Annotated in this window: 19 protein-coding genes; 6 read left to right on the top strand and 13 right to left on the bottom strand. The window is 37.4% G+C overall.

Annotated elements, in window-relative coordinates:
* The first annotated feature begins 431 nt into the window (after nucleotides 1–431).
* Complete coding sequence (locus FNN09_RS10910) at nucleotides 432–1,301, top strand: NAD(P)H-binding protein (RefSeq protein ID WP_255434086.1); 870 nt, start codon at nucleotides 432–434, stop codon at nucleotides 1,299–1,301.
* 117 nt (nucleotides 1,302–1,418) lie between these two features.
* Here the strand turns inward: FNN09_RS10910 and rimO are convergent, their stop codons facing one another.
* From rimO to FNN09_RS10860, 10 genes are all read right to left on the bottom strand, one after another.
* Entirely contained in the window at nucleotides 1,419–2,729 is a 1,311-nt protein-coding gene (rimO, locus tag FNN09_RS10905) for a 30S ribosomal protein S12 methylthiotransferase RimO (protein WP_143302389.1), read from the bottom strand.
* A 76-nt stretch (nucleotides 2,730–2,805) separates the two neighbouring features.
* Nucleotides 2,806–3,756 carry a signal recognition particle-docking protein FtsY gene (gene ftsY, locus FNN09_RS10900; RefSeq protein WP_143302388.1) on the bottom strand — a complete coding sequence of 317 codons (951 nt, stop codon included), beginning with the start codon at nucleotides 3,754–3,756 and terminating at the stop codon, nucleotides 2,806–2,808.
* Between the two features lie 188 nt (nucleotides 3,757–3,944).
* Nucleotides 3,945–4,097 (bottom strand): DUF4295 domain-containing protein, encoded by a 153-nt coding sequence (locus tag FNN09_RS10895; RefSeq protein WP_143302387.1) that lies wholly within the window; start codon nucleotides 4,095–4,097, stop codon nucleotides 3,945–3,947.
* Nucleotides 4,098–4,109: 12 nt separating this feature from the next.
* Complete coding sequence (gene rpmG, locus FNN09_RS10890) at nucleotides 4,110–4,298, bottom strand: 50S ribosomal protein L33 (protein ID WP_143302386.1); 189 nt, start codon at nucleotides 4,296–4,298, stop codon at nucleotides 4,110–4,112.
* A gap of 12 nt (nucleotides 4,299–4,310) precedes the next feature.
* The gene (gene rpmB / locus FNN09_RS10885; RefSeq protein ID WP_143302385.1) at nucleotides 4,311–4,553 is read right to left on the bottom strand and encodes a 50S ribosomal protein L28; all 243 of its coding nucleotides are present in this window, start codon (nucleotides 4,551–4,553) and stop codon (nucleotides 4,311–4,313) included.
* 172 nt (nucleotides 4,554–4,725) lie between these two features.
* Nucleotides 4,726–5,964 carry a competence/damage-inducible protein A gene (locus FNN09_RS10880; RefSeq protein ID WP_143302383.1) on the bottom strand — a complete coding sequence of 413 codons (1,239 nt, stop codon included), beginning with the start codon at nucleotides 5,962–5,964 and terminating at the stop codon, nucleotides 4,726–4,728.
* A gap of 12 nt (nucleotides 5,965–5,976) precedes the next feature.
* The gene (locus tag FNN09_RS10875) at nucleotides 5,977–7,212 is read right to left on the bottom strand and encodes a M48 family metallopeptidase (protein ID WP_143302381.1); all 1,236 of its coding nucleotides are present in this window, start codon (nucleotides 7,210–7,212) and stop codon (nucleotides 5,977–5,979) included.
* A 5-nt stretch (nucleotides 7,213–7,217) separates the two neighbouring features.
* Nucleotides 7,218–7,583, bottom strand: coding sequence for a hypothetical protein (locus FNN09_RS10870; protein WP_143302379.1), 366 nt, complete (start codon nucleotides 7,581–7,583; stop codon nucleotides 7,218–7,220).
* Nucleotides 7,584–7,635: 52 nt separating this feature from the next.
* The gene (locus FNN09_RS10865) at nucleotides 7,636–8,343 is read right to left on the bottom strand and encodes an N-formylglutamate amidohydrolase (RefSeq protein ID WP_143302377.1); all 708 of its coding nucleotides are present in this window, start codon (nucleotides 8,341–8,343) and stop codon (nucleotides 7,636–7,638) included.
* Nucleotide 8,344: 1 nt separating this feature from the next.
* Nucleotides 8,345–9,010: a Crp/Fnr family transcriptional regulator gene (locus tag FNN09_RS10860; RefSeq protein WP_143302375.1), complete on the bottom strand. Its 666-nt coding sequence runs from the start codon at nucleotides 9,008–9,010 to the stop codon at nucleotides 8,345–8,347.
* A gap of 119 nt (nucleotides 9,011–9,129) precedes the next feature.
* Here FNN09_RS10860 and FNN09_RS10855 point away from each other — a divergent pair, with 119 nt between their 5' ends.
* The 5 genes from FNN09_RS10855 (at nucleotide 9,130) to FNN09_RS10835 (ending at nucleotide 15,525) form a co-directional block, all read left to right on the top strand.
* On the top strand, nucleotides 9,130–10,014 hold the full coding sequence (locus tag FNN09_RS10855) for an ATP-binding protein (RefSeq protein ID WP_143302373.1): 885 nt from the start codon (nucleotides 9,130–9,132) through the stop codon (nucleotides 10,012–10,014).
* A gap of 209 nt (nucleotides 10,015–10,223) precedes the next feature.
* The gene (gene hcp / locus FNN09_RS10850) at nucleotides 10,224–11,855 is read left to right on the top strand and encodes a hydroxylamine reductase (protein ID WP_143302371.1); all 1,632 of its coding nucleotides are present in this window, start codon (nucleotides 10,224–10,226) and stop codon (nucleotides 11,853–11,855) included.
* Nucleotides 11,856–12,047: 192 nt separating this feature from the next.
* Nucleotides 12,048–12,632, top strand: coding sequence for a cytochrome c nitrite reductase small subunit (gene nrfH, locus FNN09_RS10845; RefSeq protein ID WP_143302369.1), 585 nt, complete (start codon nucleotides 12,048–12,050; stop codon nucleotides 12,630–12,632).
* An 18-nt stretch (nucleotides 12,633–12,650) separates the two neighbouring features.
* Nucleotides 12,651–14,165 carry an ammonia-forming cytochrome c nitrite reductase gene (gene nrfA, locus FNN09_RS10840; RefSeq protein ID WP_143302367.1) on the top strand — a complete coding sequence of 505 codons (1,515 nt, stop codon included), beginning with the start codon at nucleotides 12,651–12,653 and terminating at the stop codon, nucleotides 14,163–14,165.
* Nucleotides 14,166–14,244: 79 nt separating this feature from the next.
* The gene (locus FNN09_RS10835; protein WP_143302365.1) at nucleotides 14,245–15,525 is read left to right on the top strand and encodes an alginate export family protein; all 1,281 of its coding nucleotides are present in this window, start codon (nucleotides 14,245–14,247) and stop codon (nucleotides 15,523–15,525) included.
* A gap of 946 nt (nucleotides 15,526–16,471) precedes the next feature.
* Here FNN09_RS10835 and FNN09_RS10830 read toward each other — a convergent pair.
* The 3 genes from FNN09_RS10830 to FNN09_RS10820 all read right to left on the bottom strand — a co-directional run bounded on the left by FNN09_RS10830 (nucleotide 16,472) and on the right by FNN09_RS10820 (nucleotide 22,612).
* On the bottom strand, nucleotides 16,472–20,944 hold the full coding sequence (locus FNN09_RS10830) for a hypothetical protein (RefSeq protein ID WP_143302363.1): 4,473 nt from the start codon (nucleotides 20,942–20,944) through the stop codon (nucleotides 16,472–16,474).
* A 41-nt stretch (nucleotides 20,945–20,985) separates the two neighbouring features.
* Nucleotides 20,986–21,825, bottom strand: coding sequence for a 50S ribosomal protein L11 methyltransferase (prmA, locus tag FNN09_RS10825; RefSeq protein WP_143302361.1), 840 nt, complete (start codon nucleotides 21,823–21,825; stop codon nucleotides 20,986–20,988).
* 100 nt (nucleotides 21,826–21,925) lie between these two features.
* Nucleotides 21,926–22,612, bottom strand: coding sequence for a hypothetical protein (locus FNN09_RS10820; RefSeq protein ID WP_143302359.1), 687 nt, complete (start codon nucleotides 22,610–22,612; stop codon nucleotides 21,926–21,928).
* Nucleotides 22,613–22,699: the final 87 nt, after the last annotated feature.

The following is a 22,699-nucleotide window of genomic DNA, read 5'->3' as shown; positions in this document are numbered from 1 at the left end:
ACCTTATAGTTGGCATTGCTATACCTTCAAGTGCCAAATGAATGTGACTTACATTGGTACAACACTTGTTTTATCCTACCAAAGCTATTGCATCTTATATAAATATCTCAGTTATTGATGCATAAAATATTTGTAATATGAAACGAGCCATGAGATTAGTTTCTCACACAGGAGCATGATTAATTTTGGCGAGTTCCATGTGGCAATAAAAAACAAAATTTAAACACATGAAACGACCATGTAAATTTGATTATCCAAATTTTCACACAGGGGGATGATAAAATTTACTTGAGAGTTCCATATGGCAAATGAAAGCAAATTATAATCATATGAAACGACCATGTAAATTTGATTATCCAAATTTTCACACAGGAGGATGATAAAATTTACTTGAGAGTTCCATATGGCAAATGAAAGCAAATTATAATCATATGAAACGAGCCATGAAAATAGCGGTCACGTCAGCCAGCGGGAATCTTGGATCTGCAGTCATCAATCAATTAAAGCAAGAATTGGATGCAAGGGATATTATAGGTATTGCTCGCACAGCCGAAAATGCTAAACATCTTGGCGTAGAAGTACGAAAGGGCGACTACAATGTTCAAGCCGATTTTAATCTGGCCTTAAAAGATGTTGATGCCGTGCTTTTAGTCTCAGGCATGGATCATCCTGACAAACGCATTGAGCAACACCGTAATGTTATTGAGGCTGCTAAAAATACTGCTGTGAAAAAAATTGTTTATACCAGTATTATTGGTGCTGAAAAAGGCAATGCTTTTAGTGCTATTGTTGCCAGTAACAGGCAAACCGAAGAGGATATTCGACAGTCGGGTTTGCAATGGGCCATTGGACGAAATGGCATTTACATTGAACCAGATTTGGAATACATTGAGATTTACAAACAAGAAGGTGCTATAATAAACTGTGCGGCTGATGGTAAGTGTGCATATACATCACGACAGGAATTAGCCTTTGCTTATACCCGTTTACTCATGAATGATGAACTACAGGGTAAAACATACAATTTATGCGGTGTACCAATAACCCAACAAGAGTTGGCGGATGCCATTAATCTTGGCTTTAACACCAAATTGACATTCAAAAACATTCCTGTTGATGCCTATATACTGCAAAGGCAAACTGCATTAGGCGAATTTTTAGGAACCATTATTGGGGGAATTTATGAAGGCATTAGAAATGGTGCAAACGATGTGGCATCGGACTTTTTAACAATTAGCAAGCGCCCTCATAAATCAGTGAATGAAATGATTAAGGAGTTTAAACTTAGTAATCAATCTTAATTTTAAGGTTATAAGCCACATCAAAATCATTTTTAAGGATTACAAGGCAGCTTAATAAATAAAAGCCCGCACTAAATTCTTAATGCAGGCTTCGAATATTGTAAAACTAAAATTCTTTTACTTGGCTATTCCAAATAAATCATAGTCTTCAGAATCTGTTATTTCAACCTGGTAAAAATCCCCAATGGTCAGCTCTTTGTTATCATCTTTGTGCATCAACACTTCCTGATCCACTTCTGGAGAATCGTACTCTGTACGGCCAATAAAATAATCCCCCTCTTCCCGGTCAACAACTACTTTTAAGGTCTTGCCTACTTTCTCGGCATTTTGCTCCTTGGCAATACCATTTTGAATTTCCATGATGCGATCTGCACGCTCCTGCTTCACTTCCTCAGGTATGTCATCCTGGTATTTTTTATGGGCATAGGTATCATCCTCATGAGAATAAGGGAAAACACCTAAGCGTTCGAAACGGGCATCTTTCACAAATTGCTCCATCTCTGCAAAATCTTTTTCTGTCTCTCCAGGATGACCTGTTATAAAAGTGGTGCGCAAGTGAATATCTGGCACCTGCGTCCGCATTTCCTCAATCAAACGATACGTTTGGTTTTTACGTACGTTGCGTCGCATAATTTCCAACATCGGATCACTAATGTGCTGCAAAGCAATATCCAGGTAATTACAAACTTTAGGATTATCGTGCATCACTTTTAATACATCCAGAGGAAAACCAGCTGGATAGGCGTAATGCAAACGGATCCATTCCAAACCATCTATCTTAGCGAGTTCATCCACTAAGTGAGGTAGTTTATACGACTTGTATAAGTCATAACCATAAAAGGATAAATCCTGGGCAATAACTTGTAGTTCTTTAACTCCCGAATCGCGCAGGCGCTTTGCTTCATCCAGTAAATCATCCATTGGACGACTCACATGCTTACCAGTAATAAGCGGAATAGCACAATAACTACAAGTTCGGTTACAGCCTTCCGATATTTTTAAATAAGCATAATGATTAGGCGTGGTTAACGAGCGCTCATTCATTAAATCGCGACGATAAGTAGCTCCTATCTCACTCACAATATCTTTCCAGTCGAATTTACCATAGAACTTATCTACTTCAGGTAGTTCTTTTTTAAGCTGACCTGGGTAACGCTCCGACAAGCAGCCCATGACATACAACTTTTTAATATCACCCCGCTTCTTAGCTTCGGTAAAATCTAATATCGTATCAATAGACTCTTCCTTTGCATCGGCAATAAAACCACAGGTATTAATAATGGCTACCTCGCCATCGGGTGATTCTGAATCATGTGCTACCTCAATCCCATTGGCTTTAAACTGACGAATAAGAAACTCACTATCCACCAAATTCTTAGAACAACCAAGAGTTACAACATCTACTTTCTTTCCTTTTGGCACAGACATATTATTAATTTAAGTACTTTAATGTTTTAATATCGCTCAAAAAAAGCTGTCCTACAAAAACAGCTTAATTTTAATTTTATCTAAATAAAGAGTCAACAAATTCATCGCGGTTAAACACCTGCAAATCATCAACTCCTTCACCAATACCAATGTATTTAACAGGGATACTAAATTGATCAGAAACACCAATTACAACACCACCTTTGGCTGTTCCGTCCAACTTAGTAATGGCCAATGACGAAACCTCGGTTGCTAGGGTAAATTGCTTAGCCTGCTCAAAAGCATTCTGACCAGTAGATCCGTCTAACACTAACAATACCTCATTAGGTGCATTAGGCACAATCTTTTGCATCACGCGCTTTACCTTAGTCAGCTCGTTCATCAAGTTTACCTTGTTATGTAAACGACCAGCCGTATCAATAATAACAACATCAGCATTCTGATTCCTGGCAGATTCTAGTGTATCAAAGGCCACTGAAGCAGGATCTGATCCCATGCTTTGCTTCACAATTGGAACATCAACGCGCTCAGACCAAACAACTAATTGGTCAATAGCGGCAGCACGAAAGGTATCAGCGGCTCCTAACACAACCTTCTTACCCGCTTGTTTGAATTTGTTAGCCAATTTACCAATGGTAGTTGTTTTACCAACACCATTAACACCAACAACCATTATTACATATGGAAGATCGCTTTTGGGTAATTCAAACTGACTCTCATCGCCCGATTTGTTTTCTGCTAGTAATTTGGCAATTTCCTGACGCAGAATATCGTTCAGCTCTGAAGTACTCAGAAATTTATCTTGAGAAACGCGCTCTTCTATGCGCTCAATAATCTTCAAAGTAGTATCAACACCCACATCGGATGTGATCAATACTTCTTCCAATTCATCAAGCACGTCATCGTCAACCTTTGTTTTACCAACAACGGCACGCGTTAACTTTTTTAATACGCTCTCTTTTGTTTTGGCCAGTCCTTTATCCAGACTTTCTTTCTTCGCTTTTGTAAAGCTGCCGAATAAACCCATGTATATTAATTTTTAAGGGCTTAAAGATATAAAAAAGATACAAGACTCTGTATAAAAGCAAACAGTAAGGAAGCGAATTAGCAACAAACTTTCACTGGTATACAAAAGAGTCTTATAAGCTACTGTATAACAACAAAAAAGCTCCCTTAAAAATAAGGAAGCTTCTTAGTTATCTTGAATTTCAAAAATTACTTCTTGAAATAATCTTTTGCCATTTCGTTTGGAACGATTTCTTCACGGAAAGTGTAAGCTCCACTTTTAGGAGACTTAACCATTTTAATCACTTTAGTGTGACCTTTACCTTCACCTTTTTGCAATGATGCTACTGCTTTCTTTGCCATCGTTAATCAGTTTTATTTGATTTCGCGGTGTAAAGTAACACGCTTCAAAATCGGATTATACTTCTTTAACTCCATACGATCAGGAGTATTTTTTCTGTTTTTGATGGTAATATATCGGCTTGTTCCTGGTTGTCCGCTTTCTTTGTGCTCAGTGCACTCCAAAATAACCTGAACGCGATTACCTTTTGCTTTCTTTGCCATTTCTACTCCTTATTAATAGTTAGCAATAAATCCTTTTTCCTTAGCACCTTTTAAGGCTGCTGCAAGACCAACTTTGTTGATCATACGCAAACCTGCTGCAGATACTCTAATATTTACCCAACGATCTTCCTCAGGTAAGAAAAATTTCTTCTTGAAAAGATTGATATCGAATCTTCTCTTGGTTCTTCTCTTTGAGTGAGAAACATTGTTTCCCACCATGAATGATTTACCAGTTATTTGACATACTCTTGACATCGCTCAACAGTTTTTTTTCGGATACATTTTTCAAACAGAGCGCAAAATAAGGCATTTTTCTCGGATAATACAAATACTTGCTTCTATAATTCAGTTGATTTTTCATTTTTTTCAACTTTAATAGCAATTTACCTCAAATTAGCCCTTTTTATAGCTAATTCCTTTAGGTATTTTAATGCTTTAATTGCTGTAAAAGCATAATTAATGCACTGTCGGCTGATCGCTGAATATTACGCCCTCTTATCTGCCCAAAATTATACTTTTTACTGATGACACCAAAATCGCCAGCTATGGCAATCCAAACTGTTCCAACAGGCTTTTCGTCGCTTCCTCCAGTTGGTCCTGCAATACCCGATGTAGCAATGGCATAATTCGTTTGCATCAGCTTTTTAACTCCCAAAGCCATTGCCTCAACCACCTCTTGGCTAACGGCGCCATGTTCTTCTAGTTTTTGAGATGGCACACCCAATACAGCTTTTTTAATTTCATTCTCGTAAGCCACCACTGCGCCTCTGAAATAGGCCGAACTACCAGGCACACTGGTAAGTAAATGGCTAATTAGGCCACCTGTACAACTTTCTGCTGTAGCTAGGGTTTTACCTGATAACTTGAACACTTCACTAATTAATACATGGGTTGGCTGATCCTCTTCGGCAAAAATATGGGCACCAATCAATTCATGTAATTGAAGAGTTAAACGCTCAAACGCCTGCATTGCCAACTGTTTATCGTTTGTTTTAGCTGATAAACGTAAGCGTATTTTACCTGGTCCTGGCAAATAAGCTAAAGATATAAAAGCAGGTATGCTACTCTCCCATTCTTCAAGCTGTTCGGCCAATACCGCTTCAGGAATGTTAAAAACCTGAATTGTTTTATGTAAAATATGACCAGTTACAAACTTATCCTGTAAACGTGGAATAATGGAATCTTTCATGGCAGTTTTCATCTCTCCAGGAACGCCAGGCATCGAAACGATTATTTTTCCATTTTGATTAAACCACATAACGGGAGCTGTACCAACTGGATTATTAATAAGCTCGCAACATGCTGGAATGTACGCCTGTCCACGATTTAATTTATTAATTGATTTTACGCGCCCTTTAATAAAGTTTGCCATGTTATCGTAAGCCTCCTGATTAAAAACCAACTCACTGTCAAATAGCTTTGCAAGTGTTTCTTTGGTAATATCATCTTTGGTTGGCCCCAATCCTCCTGTTAATAGAATAATATCAGCCCGCAACATAGCCTCATTCAATGTCGATGATATTTCACTGGCAGTATCCTGAATTGAAGTTATACGAGACACATCAAAGCCAGCTTTATTTAATTCCTGCCCCATCCAGGCCGAATTGGTATCGATGACCTGACCAATGAGCAGTTCATTACCAATTGTTATAATTTCAACATTCATTACCTACAACTTTTAGTTTTGATTAATAGCCCTTATCCTCTGCAATAAAGGAGGATGTGAATAATGAAAGAAAACATACAAACGATGAGGAGTTAAATTGCTTAAGGCATTCGATGATATGGTTTTTAAACCACTAATAAGCGCTTCTCCTAGGCCAAAACTATTTGCATAGGCATCAGCTGCATATTCGTTTTTACGCGATAAAATAGTCATGAAAATACCTGTAACGAAAGAAATTGGAGAGTAAAGCATACCAAATACCAAAATTCCAATATGAAAATTAGGCTCTTCAACACCCAAGGCATTTGAAAGCAATGGAGAGTTAACTACTAAACCAAAAATAAATAGCACAAAGCCCATTTGCAACACGCCTGTTATGGTACCCCACAAGGTGTGCTTTAATTTATAGTGACCAATTTCATGGGCCAAAACAGCTACAATTTCATCGGTGTTTAAATCGTTAATTAAGGTATCGTATAAAACAATGCGTTTGCGACTTCCTAAACCACTAAAGAAAGCATTGGCCTTAGTACTTCTTTTTGAGCCATCCATTACAAAAACATTGTCGAGCTTAAAACCAGCTTTCACGGAGAATGCTTCAATGGCACTTCTTAAGTCCCCCTCCTCAAGCGGCGTTTGCTTGTTAAAAAGTGGTAAAATTAGCGAAGTGTAAAACATGGTCATCAATACAGTAAAACTACTAATAAGCAACCAGGCATACAGCCAAAAATACTCCCCCGCAATACCATAAATCCAAATGACCAAGGCCATTAGCGGCCCGCCAATTAAAACCGATAATAGCATTGATTTTAATAAATCCAATGCAAATATTTTAGGTGTTGTTTTATTAAACCCAAACCGTTGTTCAATAACAAAGGTTCCATAAATACTAAAGGGCAGGCTCATGATGGAAGAAGCGAACCCTATGATAACAAAAAATATTAAGGCTTGAATAATGCTGTTGCTACTTACTGCAGCACTTAACTCATTTACAAATGCAAACCCACCTAAAAACAAGACTAATACAATGGCAATAAAGCTTACACATTCGCTTAATACACCAAAGCTGTAATTAGCTTTTTTATATTCTTGTTGCTTTTTATATTTTTCTTCATCATAAACACCTTTTAATTCCGATGGTATGTTACTCTTAACGGTTTTATGATTCAAGTAATCGAGCCATTGATCGAAAATAAACTGCGCTGTTAAAATGCCGATAATGGTATGAAAAATCTGTTCTGCGTTCATTGTAACTATTTAGTTTCTTTAATTTGTTCTGATAGTTGTTTGACTTCTAATTTCAAGTCCTGAATATTCGTTAGCAACTCTCTCATTACAGGGTTTGATGTCGATGCATTCCTCATTTCCTCTTCCCTTAAACCCAATACTGTATCAATGCGTCCAAGCACCAACTGAAGCACAATAAAAAGCATAAATAATAGTGGGATAGAATATAATAAATTATCGAAAATCAAAGCTCCCCAATTGGTCTCTTCAAATGATTGAAGAAAGACAAAGCCAATCATTAAAAATTGAATATAACCAATATACATCCTTGCTCTATCGATGTATATTTTCCAGCGTATGAGAGATTTCTTGTTTAATTTAATCTTAGCCATCATTATTAGTTTTCATGGAAACCGAAATGCAAAGATAATCATGCATCAATAACTATGACTCAGTCATCCAAACTTCCACTGCCCGATTAAAGGATCTTGCTATTTTCTGCAGCAATACTTGGTCGTGTGCATATTTTTGATTCATCTCAAATTCAATGCCCAGGTATTTCTCCTGCTCCCTATCCCTAAAATAACGAACATGACCATCGGGTTTTCCTCGAAAGGGGTAATTGAATCGCACCCGATAGTCTGGAAGTATTTCATTTATTTTGTCTTTCCACAGTTTGGCAAAGTGCTTCTCCTCTTTTCTCTCAGGGTTATATAAAATGCCAAAATCAGTCTGTCGAATTTTATTATTGAGCATTGGGGTAAACGAATGAACAGAAAGATGCAAAACTGTTTTATTCTGACTCCAAAGCTTTTGTATTTTCAAATCAAAAGGCTTGCGAAAAGCGTAATAGTAGTTCTCCAATATCAGCTTCTTTTCCTCTTTTGCTAAGTTCTTTGTAAACTCTGAAAACAAGGTGCGACGATGTAGCGAACGATTTATGTCCACAAGCAAACGACTAGTCGTAGCACACTGTCTATGTGCTATGTAGGCAAAATTCATCAAATCAAACAACTCCTTGGCTCCAATATCGTATCCACGATGAGAATTTAAAGCTGAAACAGCATTTTTAAACAAATTCCGGTACTTTTCTGGCACCTCATTGCCCCCATGCTCGCAGCTCAATACCACCATCTTTGTTCGATGACTCATATTACTTTTTTAATTGCTTAACGAGTAATTCACGATTAATTATTTTCACACTTTTACCCTTTGCTTCAATAATATTTTCATTGTGTAAGTCACGCAATGCTCTTCCTAAAGATGGCCGAGTGACGCCAAACATATTAGCTAATTCCTCCTGACTTTTTGTTAAAATCATTTCACCATTAACAGGCCCAGTCAATTGTAATAAGTAATGTGCAATCTTCCCTCTGATTGTTTGAAAAGAAAGAAAACGTATTTTATCCGATAAGAACTGTGTCTTGCTCGAAATGATGTTCATGATATTTTTAAGCACATGTGAACTCATCTGCATTAATTCTATCACTGACTTTTTGGGTAAATGCAGTATCTCAACAGAATTATTGGCAACTATATTAACAGGGCAAGAATTGTTTTCGCCAAACAAAAAGGCAATGGCTAAAGGTTTTGGTGGTTCAATATCTTCAATTTTAATGGCTTTGCCCGAATAATCCATCATCTCCCCCTTTACACTTCCTTTTAACATGATCATCAATGAACGGCACTCCTCACCACTTTGCGCTATCATGTGCCCTTTTTCATATTTTTTTATCTGATAGGGTATCTCATTTAACAATTGACTTATACCCTCATTATCAATACCTTTAAATAATGGGCATTTTGCTAGTACTTCCATGTATTAAGTAATTTTGTACCAAATTATAAATTATTTCTGATTTTGTAACATATGTTACAGCGTCAATTGCAAAGTCGATATACATTTGCCAATGTAAAAAAGATTAAAACAAGAAAGCAATGATAAGAGACGTAGTTAAAATAGACGAAGATAAATGTAATGGATGTGGAGTATGTATTCCTTCTTGCCACGAAGGTGCCCTGCAAATTATTGATGGTAAAGCTCGTTTAATTAGTGATCTTATGTGCGACGGATTAGGCGCCTGTTTAAATCATTGCCCACAAGATGCCATGGAGATAGAGAAACGTGAAGCAGAACCATACGACGAAATTAAAGTGATGGAAATTATGGTTGACAAAGGTATCAATACTGTGGTGGCTCACTTAAAACATTTAAAGGAACATAACGAAGTTACATTTTTGAAACAAGCAGTTAATTGGCTTAAGGAAAATGAAAGCCAACTTAACTTTAAAGTAGATGATGTTATTCGTCAAGTACATAAACCTAAAGTATCAGTTATGCAACAAGGACATGTGGGTGGTGGATGCCCAGGCTCGGCCGCTCGATCAATTGAACGCCCAACATCAACACCAGAAGTTTCAAATAACAATGGCGATGCTGCTTCAGAACTGAGGCAATGGCCAGTGCAGATGCATTTGGTAAACCCAATGGCTCCTTATTTCAGAGATTCAGATATGGTGCTGGCTGCCGACTGTGTAGCTTTTGCAATGGGTAATTTCCATAGCAAGTTTTTAAAAGGTCGTAGCGTTGGCATTGCGTGTCCTAAATTAGACAGTAATCAAGAGGTGTACGTTGACAAATTGGTTCAAATGATTGATCAGGCCAAAATCAACACGATGACAGTGGCTATTATGCAAGTACCTTGCTGTGGTGGTTTATTACAACAAGCAAAAATGGCCGTTGAAAAAGCCAGTAGAAAAATACCTTTAAAATTGGCAATGATTTCAATTGAAGGTGAAATACTTAAAGAGGAATGGGTGTAGATTGGGTAAAGGGAAAATAAGGCAGAAAAACTTAGGTTCTTCTGCCTTAACCTAAAGCTTCGTTTATACCATTAAAATATTGGGTTAGGTAGCGAAGTGGGGAATGTCTCAACCGTCCAATTACCTGGGGTACTTACCTCATAAGACATTTCTCACTTCTTTAAATTAACTCTTCACAAATTAAATCAATAACTAAAAGACCGATAATCATGAGTATGTTTTGTTACCAATGTCAGGAAGCAGCCAAAGGAACAGGTTGTGAAATTAAAGGAGTTTGTGGAAAAACTTCAGATGTGGCTAATTTGCAAGATCTTTTATTATACACAGCAAAAGGAGTAGCGGTGTTAAGCCAGTTAGCTGACGAAAAAGGAATTGAGCAAGCTCAAGCTAATAAATACATCATCGATTCGATGTTTATTACCATTACTAATGCCAACTTCGATCGCAATAAAATTGCCGCAAAAATCAAAGAAGGTTATGCTATCCAAGATGAAATTAAGTCTCAGCTGGGAACAAGTGCTGATCTTCACGACTGCGCCACATACAGAGCAGCTGATGAAAATGCAATGGAATCAAAGGCTTTATTGATAGGTATTTTATCTATTGAAAACGAAGATATTCGTTCGTTAAAAGAGCTATTAACATATGGATTAAAAGGTATGGCTGCTTATGGTGAGCACGCCTGGAACCTTGGATATGAAAATGAAGAAATCTATAGCTTTGCTAAAAAAGCTTTAGTTGCTACAATTTCAGAAACAATTTCTGCCGATGAACTAGTCGGTTTAGTTTTAGAGTGTGGTAAATTTGGGGTTGATGTAATGGCACTATTGGATAAAGCCAATACAGAATCATTTGGTAATCCTGAAATTACATCAGTTAACATCGGTGTAAAAAACAACCCTGCCATCTTAATTAGTGGACACGACTTAAAGGATTTAGAAGAACTGTTGGACCAAACACAAGGAACTGGTGTTGATGTATATACTCACAGTGAAATGTTACCAGCTCATTATTATCCTAAATTTAAGAAATACGAAAACTTTGTAGGAAACTACGGTAGTGCCTGGTGGAAACAAACAACTGAATTTGAATCTTTCAACGGCCCTATATTATTTACAACTAACTGTATTGTTCCTCCAAAAGCATCTTACAAAGAACGTGTATACACTACAGGAGCATCAGGATTTGATGGATGCACACACTTCCCAGATCGCGTTAACGGTCAGCCAAAAGATTTCTCAGCTATTATTGAGCATGCAAAAAAATGCGCTGCACCAACTGAAATAGAAACTGGCGAAATTGTGGGTGGTTTTGCACACAATCAGGTATTGCAGTTAGCAGACAAAGTAGTTGAGGCTGTTAAAGGTGGTGCCATTAAGAAATTTGTTGTGATGGCAGGTTGTGATGGTCGTATGAATGACCGTAACTACTATACAGACTTTGCCAATGAACTTCCAAAGGATACAGTAATCCTAACTGCAGGATGTGCAAAATACCGTTACAACAAATTGCCATTGGGCGATATTGGTGGTATTCCTCGCGTATTGGATGCAGGACAATGTAATGACTCATACAGCTTAGCCGTTACTGCTCTTAAACTAAAAGAAGTATTTGAGCTAGATGATATTAATGACTTACCAATTGTATATAACATCGCATGGTATGAGCAAAAGGCTGTTATTGTGTTATTAGCATTACTTCACTTAGGTGTTAAAAACATCAACTTAGGACCTACATTACCTGCATTTTTATCTCCAAATGTGGCTAATATTTTAGTCAATACCTTTGGTATTGGTAGCATTAGCACACCAAAAGAAGATATCGCAAAGTGGATTAATTAGAACTTGTTAAGCTTATAAAATATAATATTAAAATCCTGCATCTCTCTTATGAGGTGCAGGCTTTTATGCATCACAAGACCTTATCTGTTAGCTATTTAGAATAAGTATTAATAAGTATTTAAATGCCTGAATATTTGTTAAAAAACAGCGAAAACAATTATCTTTCTATCACTAATCTAAATTAAATCTTGTATGAGTAAAAAACTAATTGATTTCCTCAAGCCTCCTGAGCATTGGAAAGTTCCAGTTTTATTGGCTGCTGGTGTGTTTGTGGGTTTAGGCTTTTACGTATTTTACGTTTCAAGGGCACATTCCTATTTGTCCGATGACCCAAAAACATGCGTTAACTGTCACATTATGGGACCGCAGTATGCCACTTGGAACCACAGTGCCCATAGGGAAGCAGCTACGTGTAATGATTGTCATGTACCGCACGACAATGTTTTTAACACCTACTACTTTAAGGCTAAGGATGGTATGCGCCATGCAACCATGTTTACATTAAGAGCCGAGCCACAAGTAATATTTATTAAAGAAGAGGGACAACATGTTGTTCAGCAAAACTGTGTACGTTGTCACACGCAATTAATTACCAATGATAAAGTGTTAGCGCAAGTTCCTGATGTACATCAAAATATTGATGATCGTTTTTGTTGGGAATGTCATCGAGAAACACCTCATGGTCGTGTTAACAGTTTATCAAGTGTGCCTGACGCGCGCATACCAGTACCAGAGAGTCCTCTGCCCGACTGGATTAAAGATTTAAATAGTAAATAACCTAAATCAAAGAATAATATGAAACCTATTCGTGAACAAATAAAAGACAAACCCTTATTAGGCTGGGGAATTTTCTTGGTAACAATAGTTGCTGTTTTTTTACTGGGACTATTAGCATCTTCAGTTATGGAGAGAAGAGCTGAAGCAGTATTTGCCTATACGCCAAAAGTGAAACACGCTCCAACGGAGCCTCGCAACGAAGTTTGGGGACAGAACTTTCCGAAACAATACCAGTCATACATGAACACCAAAGATACTGCGTTTGCTAGTAAATACAATGGTAGTGCCATGATTGATATGTTGGAGGTAGACCCTCGATTGGTTGTACTTTGGGCTGGTTATGGCTTTGCAAAGGATTACAACCAAGGACGTGGTCATATGTATGCAATTGAAGATATTCAAAAAACATTACGTACTGGTGCACCAACGGAAGAAGAACACAGTCCGATGCCAAATACATGTTGGACTTGTAAAAGTCCTGATGTACCTCGCTTAATGAAAGAAATGGGACCAGCAGAGTTTTACAAAGGTAAATGGGACGAAAAGGGACATGAAGTTATGAACAACATTGGTTGTGCTGACTGTCACGATTCAGAAACAATGAACCTGAAAATTACACGCCCTGCTTTGGTTGAAGCTTTCGAAAGAATGGGTAAAGACATTAACGATGCTTCTCATCAGGAAATGCGTTCATTAGTATGTGCTCAGTGCCATGTTGAGTATTATTTCGATAAAAAATCTAATCCTGGTTCTCCATATCTAACATTCCCTTGGGATAAAGGTATGTCAGTTGAAGATATGGAAGAATACTACGATGAAATTGGTTTTGCAGACTGGACACATAAGTTAAGTCGTGCGCCAATGCTTAAGGCGCAACACCCAGGTTACGAAGTATACCTTACAGGTGTACATGCTAAACGCGGTGTTTCTTGTGCCGATTGTCACATGCCTTATAAGAGCGAAGGCGGAACAAAATTCACCGATCACCACATTCAAAGTCCACTTAACAACGTAGCTAATTCATGTCAGGTTTGTCACCGCGAAGAAACGGCTAGTTTGATTGAAGACGTATATGAGCGTCAGGACAGAATTATTGAAAACCGTGATAAGCTTGAAGAGTTAGTTGTTCGTGCACACGTTGAAGCCAAATTAGCTTGGGATCTTGGTGCTACAGAAAAACAAATGGAGGATATTTTAATGGATATTCGTCATGCACAGTGGCGCTGGGATTATGCAGCAGCTAGTCATGGTGGATCATTCCACTCGCCTGTTGAAACTGGTCGAGTTATTTCAACAGGTATTACTGTTGCTCAGGAAGGACGTTTAAAATTAAGTCGTTTATTGGCCGATCTGGGTCATAACGAAGAAGTTCCTTATCCGGATATTTCTACAAAAGCAAAAGCTCAGGAATACATTGGATTACCAGTTGAAAAACTTCAAGCTGAAAAAGATGAATTCTTAAAAACACTTCTTCCAAAATGGAAAGAAGAAGCTAAGCAGCGTGAAGCTGGTTATACTACTTCAATGAAATAATATCAGTATATAAAGCTCTAGCCAGTGCAATACTCCTAATAATTACTGGCTAGGGCTTTTTTATTCTAAATCAAAAATTATGAAGATTAAAAACATATTACTCCTTGCAGTACTACTACTGGCAAGCAGTTCCTTGTATGCTCAGGTAAAAATATCTGCAGAAGTACGTCCCCGTACAGAGTACAGTCACGGTGTTAAAACACCTGCTACAGATGCTACAGACGGCTCATTAATCACAAGTCAGCGTACGCGTTTAAATTTCGATTTCAAAAACGAAGCTTTTGCCATTGGTGTTGTAATGCAAGATGTACGTAATTGGGGAGCCGAACCACAACTAGTAACTGGTACTTTAAATAAATATGATCTTGAGAAATCGAACGGCAGCAATTTCACTTACCTTCATCAAGCATGGGCTGAATGGTTTATGAGTCAAAAGTTCTCATTAAAAGCAGGGCGGCAACAGTTAGTTTATGATGATCACAGAATGCTTGGTAGTGTTGGCTGGGCTCAGCAAGCACGCTCTCACGATGTAGCCGTTTTTAAGTACACAGGTAACTTTAATGTACATTTGGGTTTGGCATATAACAACTCATACACAAATAGCAATATTTATGTAGGCGATGATTATTACAAACGCATGCAGTACCTGTGGTTAAATCGTAAAGGCGATTCCTACTCAGCAAGTTTCTTGTTTATGAGTGTTGGTCGTCCTTATTGGGAGAATGTTGAGATGACAGAACAGGGCGTTCGTTGTACGCGCACAGCAGGTACACACATCAAAACAAAATTAGCAGGCATTAATTTGGCAGGTAATTTCTATTACCAATTTGGTGAAGACGTGGCTGGAAAAGATGTTTCGGCGATGAATATTTCTGTTGATGCTATGGCTCCTCTTGGTGATAAATTCAATGTTGGTGGTGGCTATGAATTATTATCCGGTACTGATCAGTCAGAACTAAATGACAACAACTCATTCAACCCATTTTTTGGTACTAACCATAAATTCAATGGTTTAATGGATTATTTCTTTGTTGGAAACCATATTGACAATGTAGGTTTGCATGATATTTATGTAAAAGCCAATGCGAAGCCGGGTAAAGTAAAGTTTAATGCAGCACTTCATTTTTTTAGTGCCCATGGCGAAGTTGCAACTGGCAATCAAGGCTTGGGTACCGAGCTTGACTTATTCTGTGGATACTCACACAAGGGAAAAGTTCAATTAGACTTTGGGTACTCGCACATGTTTGCAGGCGACGGTCTTTATGATGTTAAGAATGTTGCAAATAACGATGCCGCAAACAACTGGGCGTGGGTAATGCTAACATTCAAACCAACCATATTTGAATCAAAAAATAACTAATTAGAATAGTTACAATAGAGTTGTGTTATAGTATTTTTTGTACATATCACTTTTTGAAAAAAACAGACCTTACTTAAGTAAGCAATAGCCATTTTTTACAGAAAACACGCTTTGCTTAGATGAGTAAAGTCTGTTTTTTGCGTCGAACACCGTTTGCTTATCTAAGCAAACGGCCTTTATTACAACCAACAAGCTTTGCTTCAGTCAGCAATACTTATTCTTTGCACCTGATAGTCTTCGCTTAACTAAGCAAATGGTATTTTCTCTGTCGCTTAGAGTTCAAACACAAAAGTAAAAGTCATTAATATAACAAGAGCCGCTTTCAAATAACACCGAATCAAAACGATTGATAAAAGATCAATCTGTGATTCTGTTTCGGCATCCATGATATAAGCAAAATGCTTTATCAATCATTTTGTTATTCATTTGGTATAACAAAGCCTCTGGCCTATTGCACTGGATCGCATCTTGATGTGCGTCTTTACTTCAAGATGCGATCCAGATATGATTTGGAATATTTTATTAATTCAAGTGGCAAGTATACAATTGATCCCTTACAAGTACGTATTTCTGACTATCAGGTAGGCCTTGCTGTCTTTCAAGTAGGCTCTGTTCCCTTTCAAGTGCACATTGCTGCCTATGCTGTACACAAATCTCCCTATGCGCTACACTTTGTCGTCTTTTAAGTGCATTTCGCCAGCCTTCAAGTACATTTTGCCAACCTTCAAGTGCACTTTGCAAAAAATATTTACCACTTGAAACAGTTATACCGATTAGTTAATGACCTTAGCGTTAAACTTGCTTTGCGTATAACACTGTCATTAATCGATCGGCATTATACCGAGTGTTAATTTCATAATCGAAATGGTATTATTCCAAATGAAACAACAAAGCAGCGTATGATGTCATCAAACAATCATACGCTGCTTTTTTTATAATATATAACCTATTGAGCAGCTTCTGAAGCAACCGCATCAACAGCTTTTTCTGCCTCCTTAGCCTCTTTTGCCTTTTTAAATTTGGCTACAAACTTCTTCTTTTTGCTTTCAGGAGACATGATAAATGTATATCCTTTCTCACCTAAACTAACTTTTTGCTTGCGCTCTTCTGGTTTAAGCTCCTGCACAATACTATTGTAGTTTTTATTGGATGAAAAGGTTTGCATCATACTATTCTTGTATACGAAATACACCCAGGTATCAGCGTCAAACTCCAAATACATCTCTATTGAATTCCCGCTGCGTTTACGTGTAATTTCAGCTAAAACTTCCACCTCTCTATTCACCACAAATTGCTTTATATAGGCTAAATCTGCCGTTCCTTCTGCAACAAATGCACGTTTTTTAGTATCCCATTCAAAATCTATATTACTAAACAAAAACATTTGCTGTAATTCAAGAGGAATCCCTTGTCCTTCTCCTGTTTTACCACGCTCAGCTTCTGCTTTAGTTGCTTTAGCTTTGCTACCAAGCCATTCAGCCAATCGAGTTTCAAATGTTTCCTTACTTAGTTTTGATGTTTTAGCTGATGACTGAATAATAGAACTGTATAGCACATCTTGCGCTTCATTTACAAAGAAGAAATCGATACCCATCATGCTTGATAAAAGTATTTTTTTCTTATCCCTGTCATCAATGATGGAACCACTTAACTTGGTTTTTACCTGATCGAGTCCTACACCCAAATCAATATTTCCATGTCCTTGAATATTACAGGCCGCTTCTGAGAATCGCATTAGATTTCCTATTGAATCCGGATTAGCTAACTTACTTTCCGAAGCAATATCAAATGACTTTTCTTCATCGTTATATACCAGATAACCATGGGCATTAATCATTGGTATATCGCTATAATCGTTTCTATCCTCTACAAAAGACGAGTATACATGCGTGCTGTCTTTAGTGATAAAGAAATCTTTATAAATATTCTCATACTTATGATTTTGCAACTCTTCTCCTATCGGTATTTTTACATTGGATGGATCTATAGGTGCCTCAAAATGAATATATGTTTGCGGCCCCCTTGAGCAACGGTGTAGCATTTGAACACCACCATCAAAGGATAACAATTGCTCTTTGGCACTAAGCTTGGCCTTACCCTGATAAGCAAAATGAGAATCAAAAGTAAACATGTCCTTTGGTACTATTTTACTTTCGGCAATGGTCATCTCATCTTTACCATACTCAATATTGTGCATGTTAAGGGTTAGTAATTTACCATCTCCATTATAGTAATCATATTTACCATAACCTTTATAGGCGTATTTACCCGTTACATTTACACGGGCATCGTATAAGCTATGCTTTACCAATGAATCTTTATCCAATACAATTCGAACACTATCCAAAGGATCTAAAGCGGCATCTTCACGAATAGTTACGAAACCATCGTTTAGTAGTAAATTGGCATCACCCACTTCTATGTTTTTAACTTCCTCAGCAAATATTGTTTGCGTTTCAACATCATACATTGCCATTGGCACATAAAACGATAAGGAATCTTGTCGGCGATGGGTAGATATAAAACGGTTACCTTTTGAACCTCTCGCTCCCATATAGATATCATTCTTATCCATATCCCATGAGAACTCACTAATGAAAGAAATGTACCTATTTTCGGTAAAGTCAACCCTACTACCACCACTACGTGACTGGAATGTTCCTTGACGCGTTTCAAAATCAATACTAGATATTAAGTTGGTTGTAGAGAAGCTTACCCCTTCAACTTCAGCACCAGTCAAGTTAAAATCTGACGAATCGGCCAATACTGTGTGGTCGCCAAAATCAATGTCTTTCGATACGATATTTGCTCTACTCATGTAAAAAGTACCACCTCCTGTCATACCATAAGGTGTTATTTTTAACTTACCTTGTAATTGAGCTTCCTTATTGTACATTGTAAAGTTTTCTTCCTGGCTAGTGGCATGAAATTGCTCTTGCTGAGGCAAGTACTCCACATAAATATATTGCGATGTTACATCTGGATATTGCGGACTATCAACTTGTTTGCCTACCGTAAAGTCATGCACCTGCCCTTTCACCATATTTGGTAAAAAAGTAAAATCTTCTGAGTGCGATACACTAGTTTGATATTCAAGCTTTCCGTTACCTTTTAAGCCAGCATTACTCATATCAATAGTATTAGTAAAGTTGGCTTTTCCGCCGTATACCGGATATCCATTTTCGGGCGTTTGACGTTTAAAACCTAAGGAAAAATCAGGTCGTATGGTCAGGTTCTGACGGAATGTTGGGAAAATATTGGACTCAAACTCTCCACTAAAGTCAAAGTTATTTCGCTTCAGGGTGTTTATACTGTCCATTTCAAATGGGTCAAGCGTAAAAAAGAATTCATCCTTATGGTAGGCTCCTCCTTGAATGGCTTTATTGTCAAAATACACATACGAAGCAATTTTACTATTAATTACCGGATATTGCGGATTGCTTCTCGCACCAGATTTATTATCTGGTTCATCAATTTGTAAGTAGCCCGATAATTGTGAAATAGTATTTCCCACATCGGTAAGAACAGGCATTCCAAAATAATCATTTTCACCTGATTGTACCTTCATCTTAAGTGAGTCGATGTTACTCATATCAATTCTGAAATCATCGTACAAAAACTTAAAACCATCACCAGAGAGTGTTAACATACCAGCATTAATGGTTCCATTAAATACAAAATTACGGTTCTCTTTCAGGATGATTTTTTTATTTCGAGGGAAGAAAACGACATTCTGATGATCACATATAGATATGGTTTCCACGCCATTTAAATCCAAATCAAAATTCAGGAGGTCGATACGGGCGTTGGCTGTTTCACTTTCTGTTAATGAAGTAAAGCGAATTACATCAAAGTCCTTTTTTCCAAGTCTAAAATCAAGATAATCTCTTAAGCGCTGTCGGATGGTTATCTCGTCGGTATTAACATTATACCCTATAAAGCCATAAAACGACAACTGAATAATCTGCTGACGAACAGGACTTAAAGGAAAACCCATGTATTTGGCATATTCGACAGCCGTAAAAGGTAGCCCTTCGTAATATTTACTGCAGTTTCTTAAACCTTGAAGCGGATGAATAGCATCCATCCCTTGCAAGCGGTTATAAAACTCTTCGCGAAAATAACTTAATGACTCAAAAAAGGCCTGATTTTGCGCCGCACCTGTTAGCATGCGTAAATCAATAAATTGATCTCCCAATTTCCACCTGATTAATTCCACATCCATGCTAATGTTATGAAACGTATTAAAGTACGGACTTAGAGCTAAGCCCTCGCCATTACGTATTAAATGAATTTCCTCCAAGTCAGCCATGTACTTAAAAATAAGGCCTGGGTGATAAATAAACCCTCTATTCATCACAATGGAAACCTCGGTATCGTTACTAAGAATTTGATCTTTACGCAAGGCAAAATATAAGGATTTGGCAGTAATAAAAGTGGTGTCGTTACGAGAAATTGTGATTGTGGCTGGGTTTTCATGAGTTCCAGCTCCCAAAAATTTGGCACCATTTTGAGCAAAACCACCCTCATAATCAATATTAGGGTGAATTTTATCAATTTTAAAGCGCTGCTCACTCGTAACAAATTTGGGATAAATGGTTGAGCCAGCTGATGTTATTTGCATTACCTTATGACTTAAAGTTCCTTTTAAAGGGTAGTCGAAATAATGACGATTATAAAAATCAACACTATCAAGCTCAAAACTTGACTTATCCATTTGCAATTGATACTTACCAAATGTAGCATACACCATTGAACTCTCAAAACCAGATCGTTCCCAGGTTACTTTTCCTTTTGTACCCTCCCACTTTTTTTCTAATGGATACAAGACTCCTGAAGTATTATAAACAACGATACTGTCGTTTTTTGATACACAAACTAAATCACCTTGGCCAACATTAACACTCAAAACCTTATCTGTGTATTCGTAACTTAAATTACTATTGTGTGCAAACCAACTATGAGCAGGCGTAGTATATATGGCCTTACTATCGACCATATTTTTACTAATGACTAAAAAAGACTTAAGGTGTCGTAAGGCATAACGTGGCTTTACCAACAAATCGCTGACAGCATTGTGCCAATTCTTAAAACTGGCTTGCGGATGCTCACTATTTACGAAAGACTGAATGGTAGTAATATAGGTGTGATAATCGGGATATGGGCGTGCTTTTTTACGTGCCATTTGAATACACGTCTCCATCATTACATCCTTTAATTCATCATTTTGCAAGAGCCAAAACTCCTCCAACTGAGTAATAAACTCTTTAGCTGCCTTCTTATCGGTGCCACCCTTAAACACCTCCTCCATTTCATTAACAAATAACTCAGGCTGGCCACTAAACTTGCTTTGTGCATTAATACATTCAATACCAATACAGCATATTAGTAATAAAAAAGCCGGTAATCTTTTTAGCATATAATTCAGGTTAATCTATTGCGTTGAGTCTTTTATTTATCTTACTCGGCCTTTATATACGCAACAGCCGCCCAATTGTTATCTGTTTTTTGAGATAAAAACGTTAAACCTTGCTTCTTTGCTTCCTGATCAATAATTGAAATGTCTTCGGTATAAAATCCACTAAATACAATTGTGCCGCCTTTCCTGAGAACATGCACATATTTGACCATATCGTTCAGCAAAATATTACGGTTAATATTGGCTAATACCAAATCAAAACTCATCGCACTTAATAATTCAGCACCGCCCAGTAACACATCCATGGTTGATACATTATTAAGCTTAATATTTTCCAAAGCATTGTTATAGGCCCATTCGTCAATATCAACACCTGTAACATGCTTAGCTTCTTTCATGGCGCATAGCATACCAAGAATAGCTGTACCACAGCCCATATCCAACACTTTCTTATCACGCATTTCGTTATCAAGAATATGCTGAACAATTAAACCTGTTGTTTCGTGATGACCAGATCCAAAAGCCATACGCGGGTTAATAACTATGTCGTATTGATACTTTTTATCTACCTGATGGTTTGAACTATGTATTACACAAGCATTTCCTATAGTAATTGGCTGAAAGAAATTATCTTCCCATACCTGATTCCAATTTTCGTCGGGTATAATTTGCGTTTTGTAGCTTAGCTCAATACCCTCTATAGGACAAACTATATCATCTAAATTAACGGCAATAAATTCTTTACTAGGAATATAGGCATTAAAACCCGTCTCTACATCTTCAAAACTATCGAAACCAAGTTCGCCCATTTGAGCAATCACCAATTCATTAACAACCTGATTAGGAGGCATTACCTGAACTTCTACCTTTGTGTATTCCATGTATTTTTTTTACAAAAGTATTCAAAAAGCTGATAGTTTAAATAAAAAAATTGGATGCATCTTTCAACACATCCGATCAATAATCAGTTCATAGGGCTAATTAGGGCTTTGTAAACTTAGTTAACTCACTATATCCCATCAGCTTGCCTTTCTTATACGTTTCGGTACGCACAGCACCAACACCTTCGGCATACCACTCAACCGTATTAATTGTCATATTAATAATGGATTTTGTATTAACCTCCTGAGAGATTTTAACACATTTAAAAGTACCAGCAGGTGTTGTAAGCTCTTCCTCAGCTTCAACCAAACGATTAACCACGTTAACAGTAAAAGACATAGGAATTGGCGACCCTGTAATATCCGCCTTAACATATCCATCTTTTAAATTTTGCCCCACTTGGTAGCTTGCAGGTATATCAATTTCTTTCATCGACACCTTAACTTCCATGCCTTCATAGGCATTCATTTGTTGCTGATCCAAATAGCCACTCATATCCATATAAAAAACCCCATCAACACACTTAAATGTCAAATTAGCTTCCATTGGCTCGTTTTTACCTTTTGCATCTTCAATAACCTGATGCATTGTATACGAGGAAGTATTGCCGTTGTGCACAACATCAATTAGCTCTTGCCGCACAGTACCAAGCTCTTTCCCTTTCTTGTCATAGTTTGTTAATTCTGTTGTAGTACCTTTCTCATAAGGGATAAATGCTTTACACTCCTGGGCTCGCGTTATGCTTGCCAACAGGATGAAAGCAAAACTCAATAATACAATTTTCATAGTTATGCTATTTAAATTTGGTTATAGTCAACTAAGTTATAATATATTTAAGAATTTCTAAACGATTATCCCTTGTTACTATTAACC

This window comes from Carboxylicivirga sp. M1479 (assembly GCF_007097485.1).
In the GTDB taxonomy this organism is placed as follows: domain Bacteria; phylum Bacteroidota; class Bacteroidia; order Bacteroidales; family Marinilabiliaceae; genus Carboxylicivirga.
This window is presented reverse-complemented; position numbering and strand designations above follow the sequence as displayed.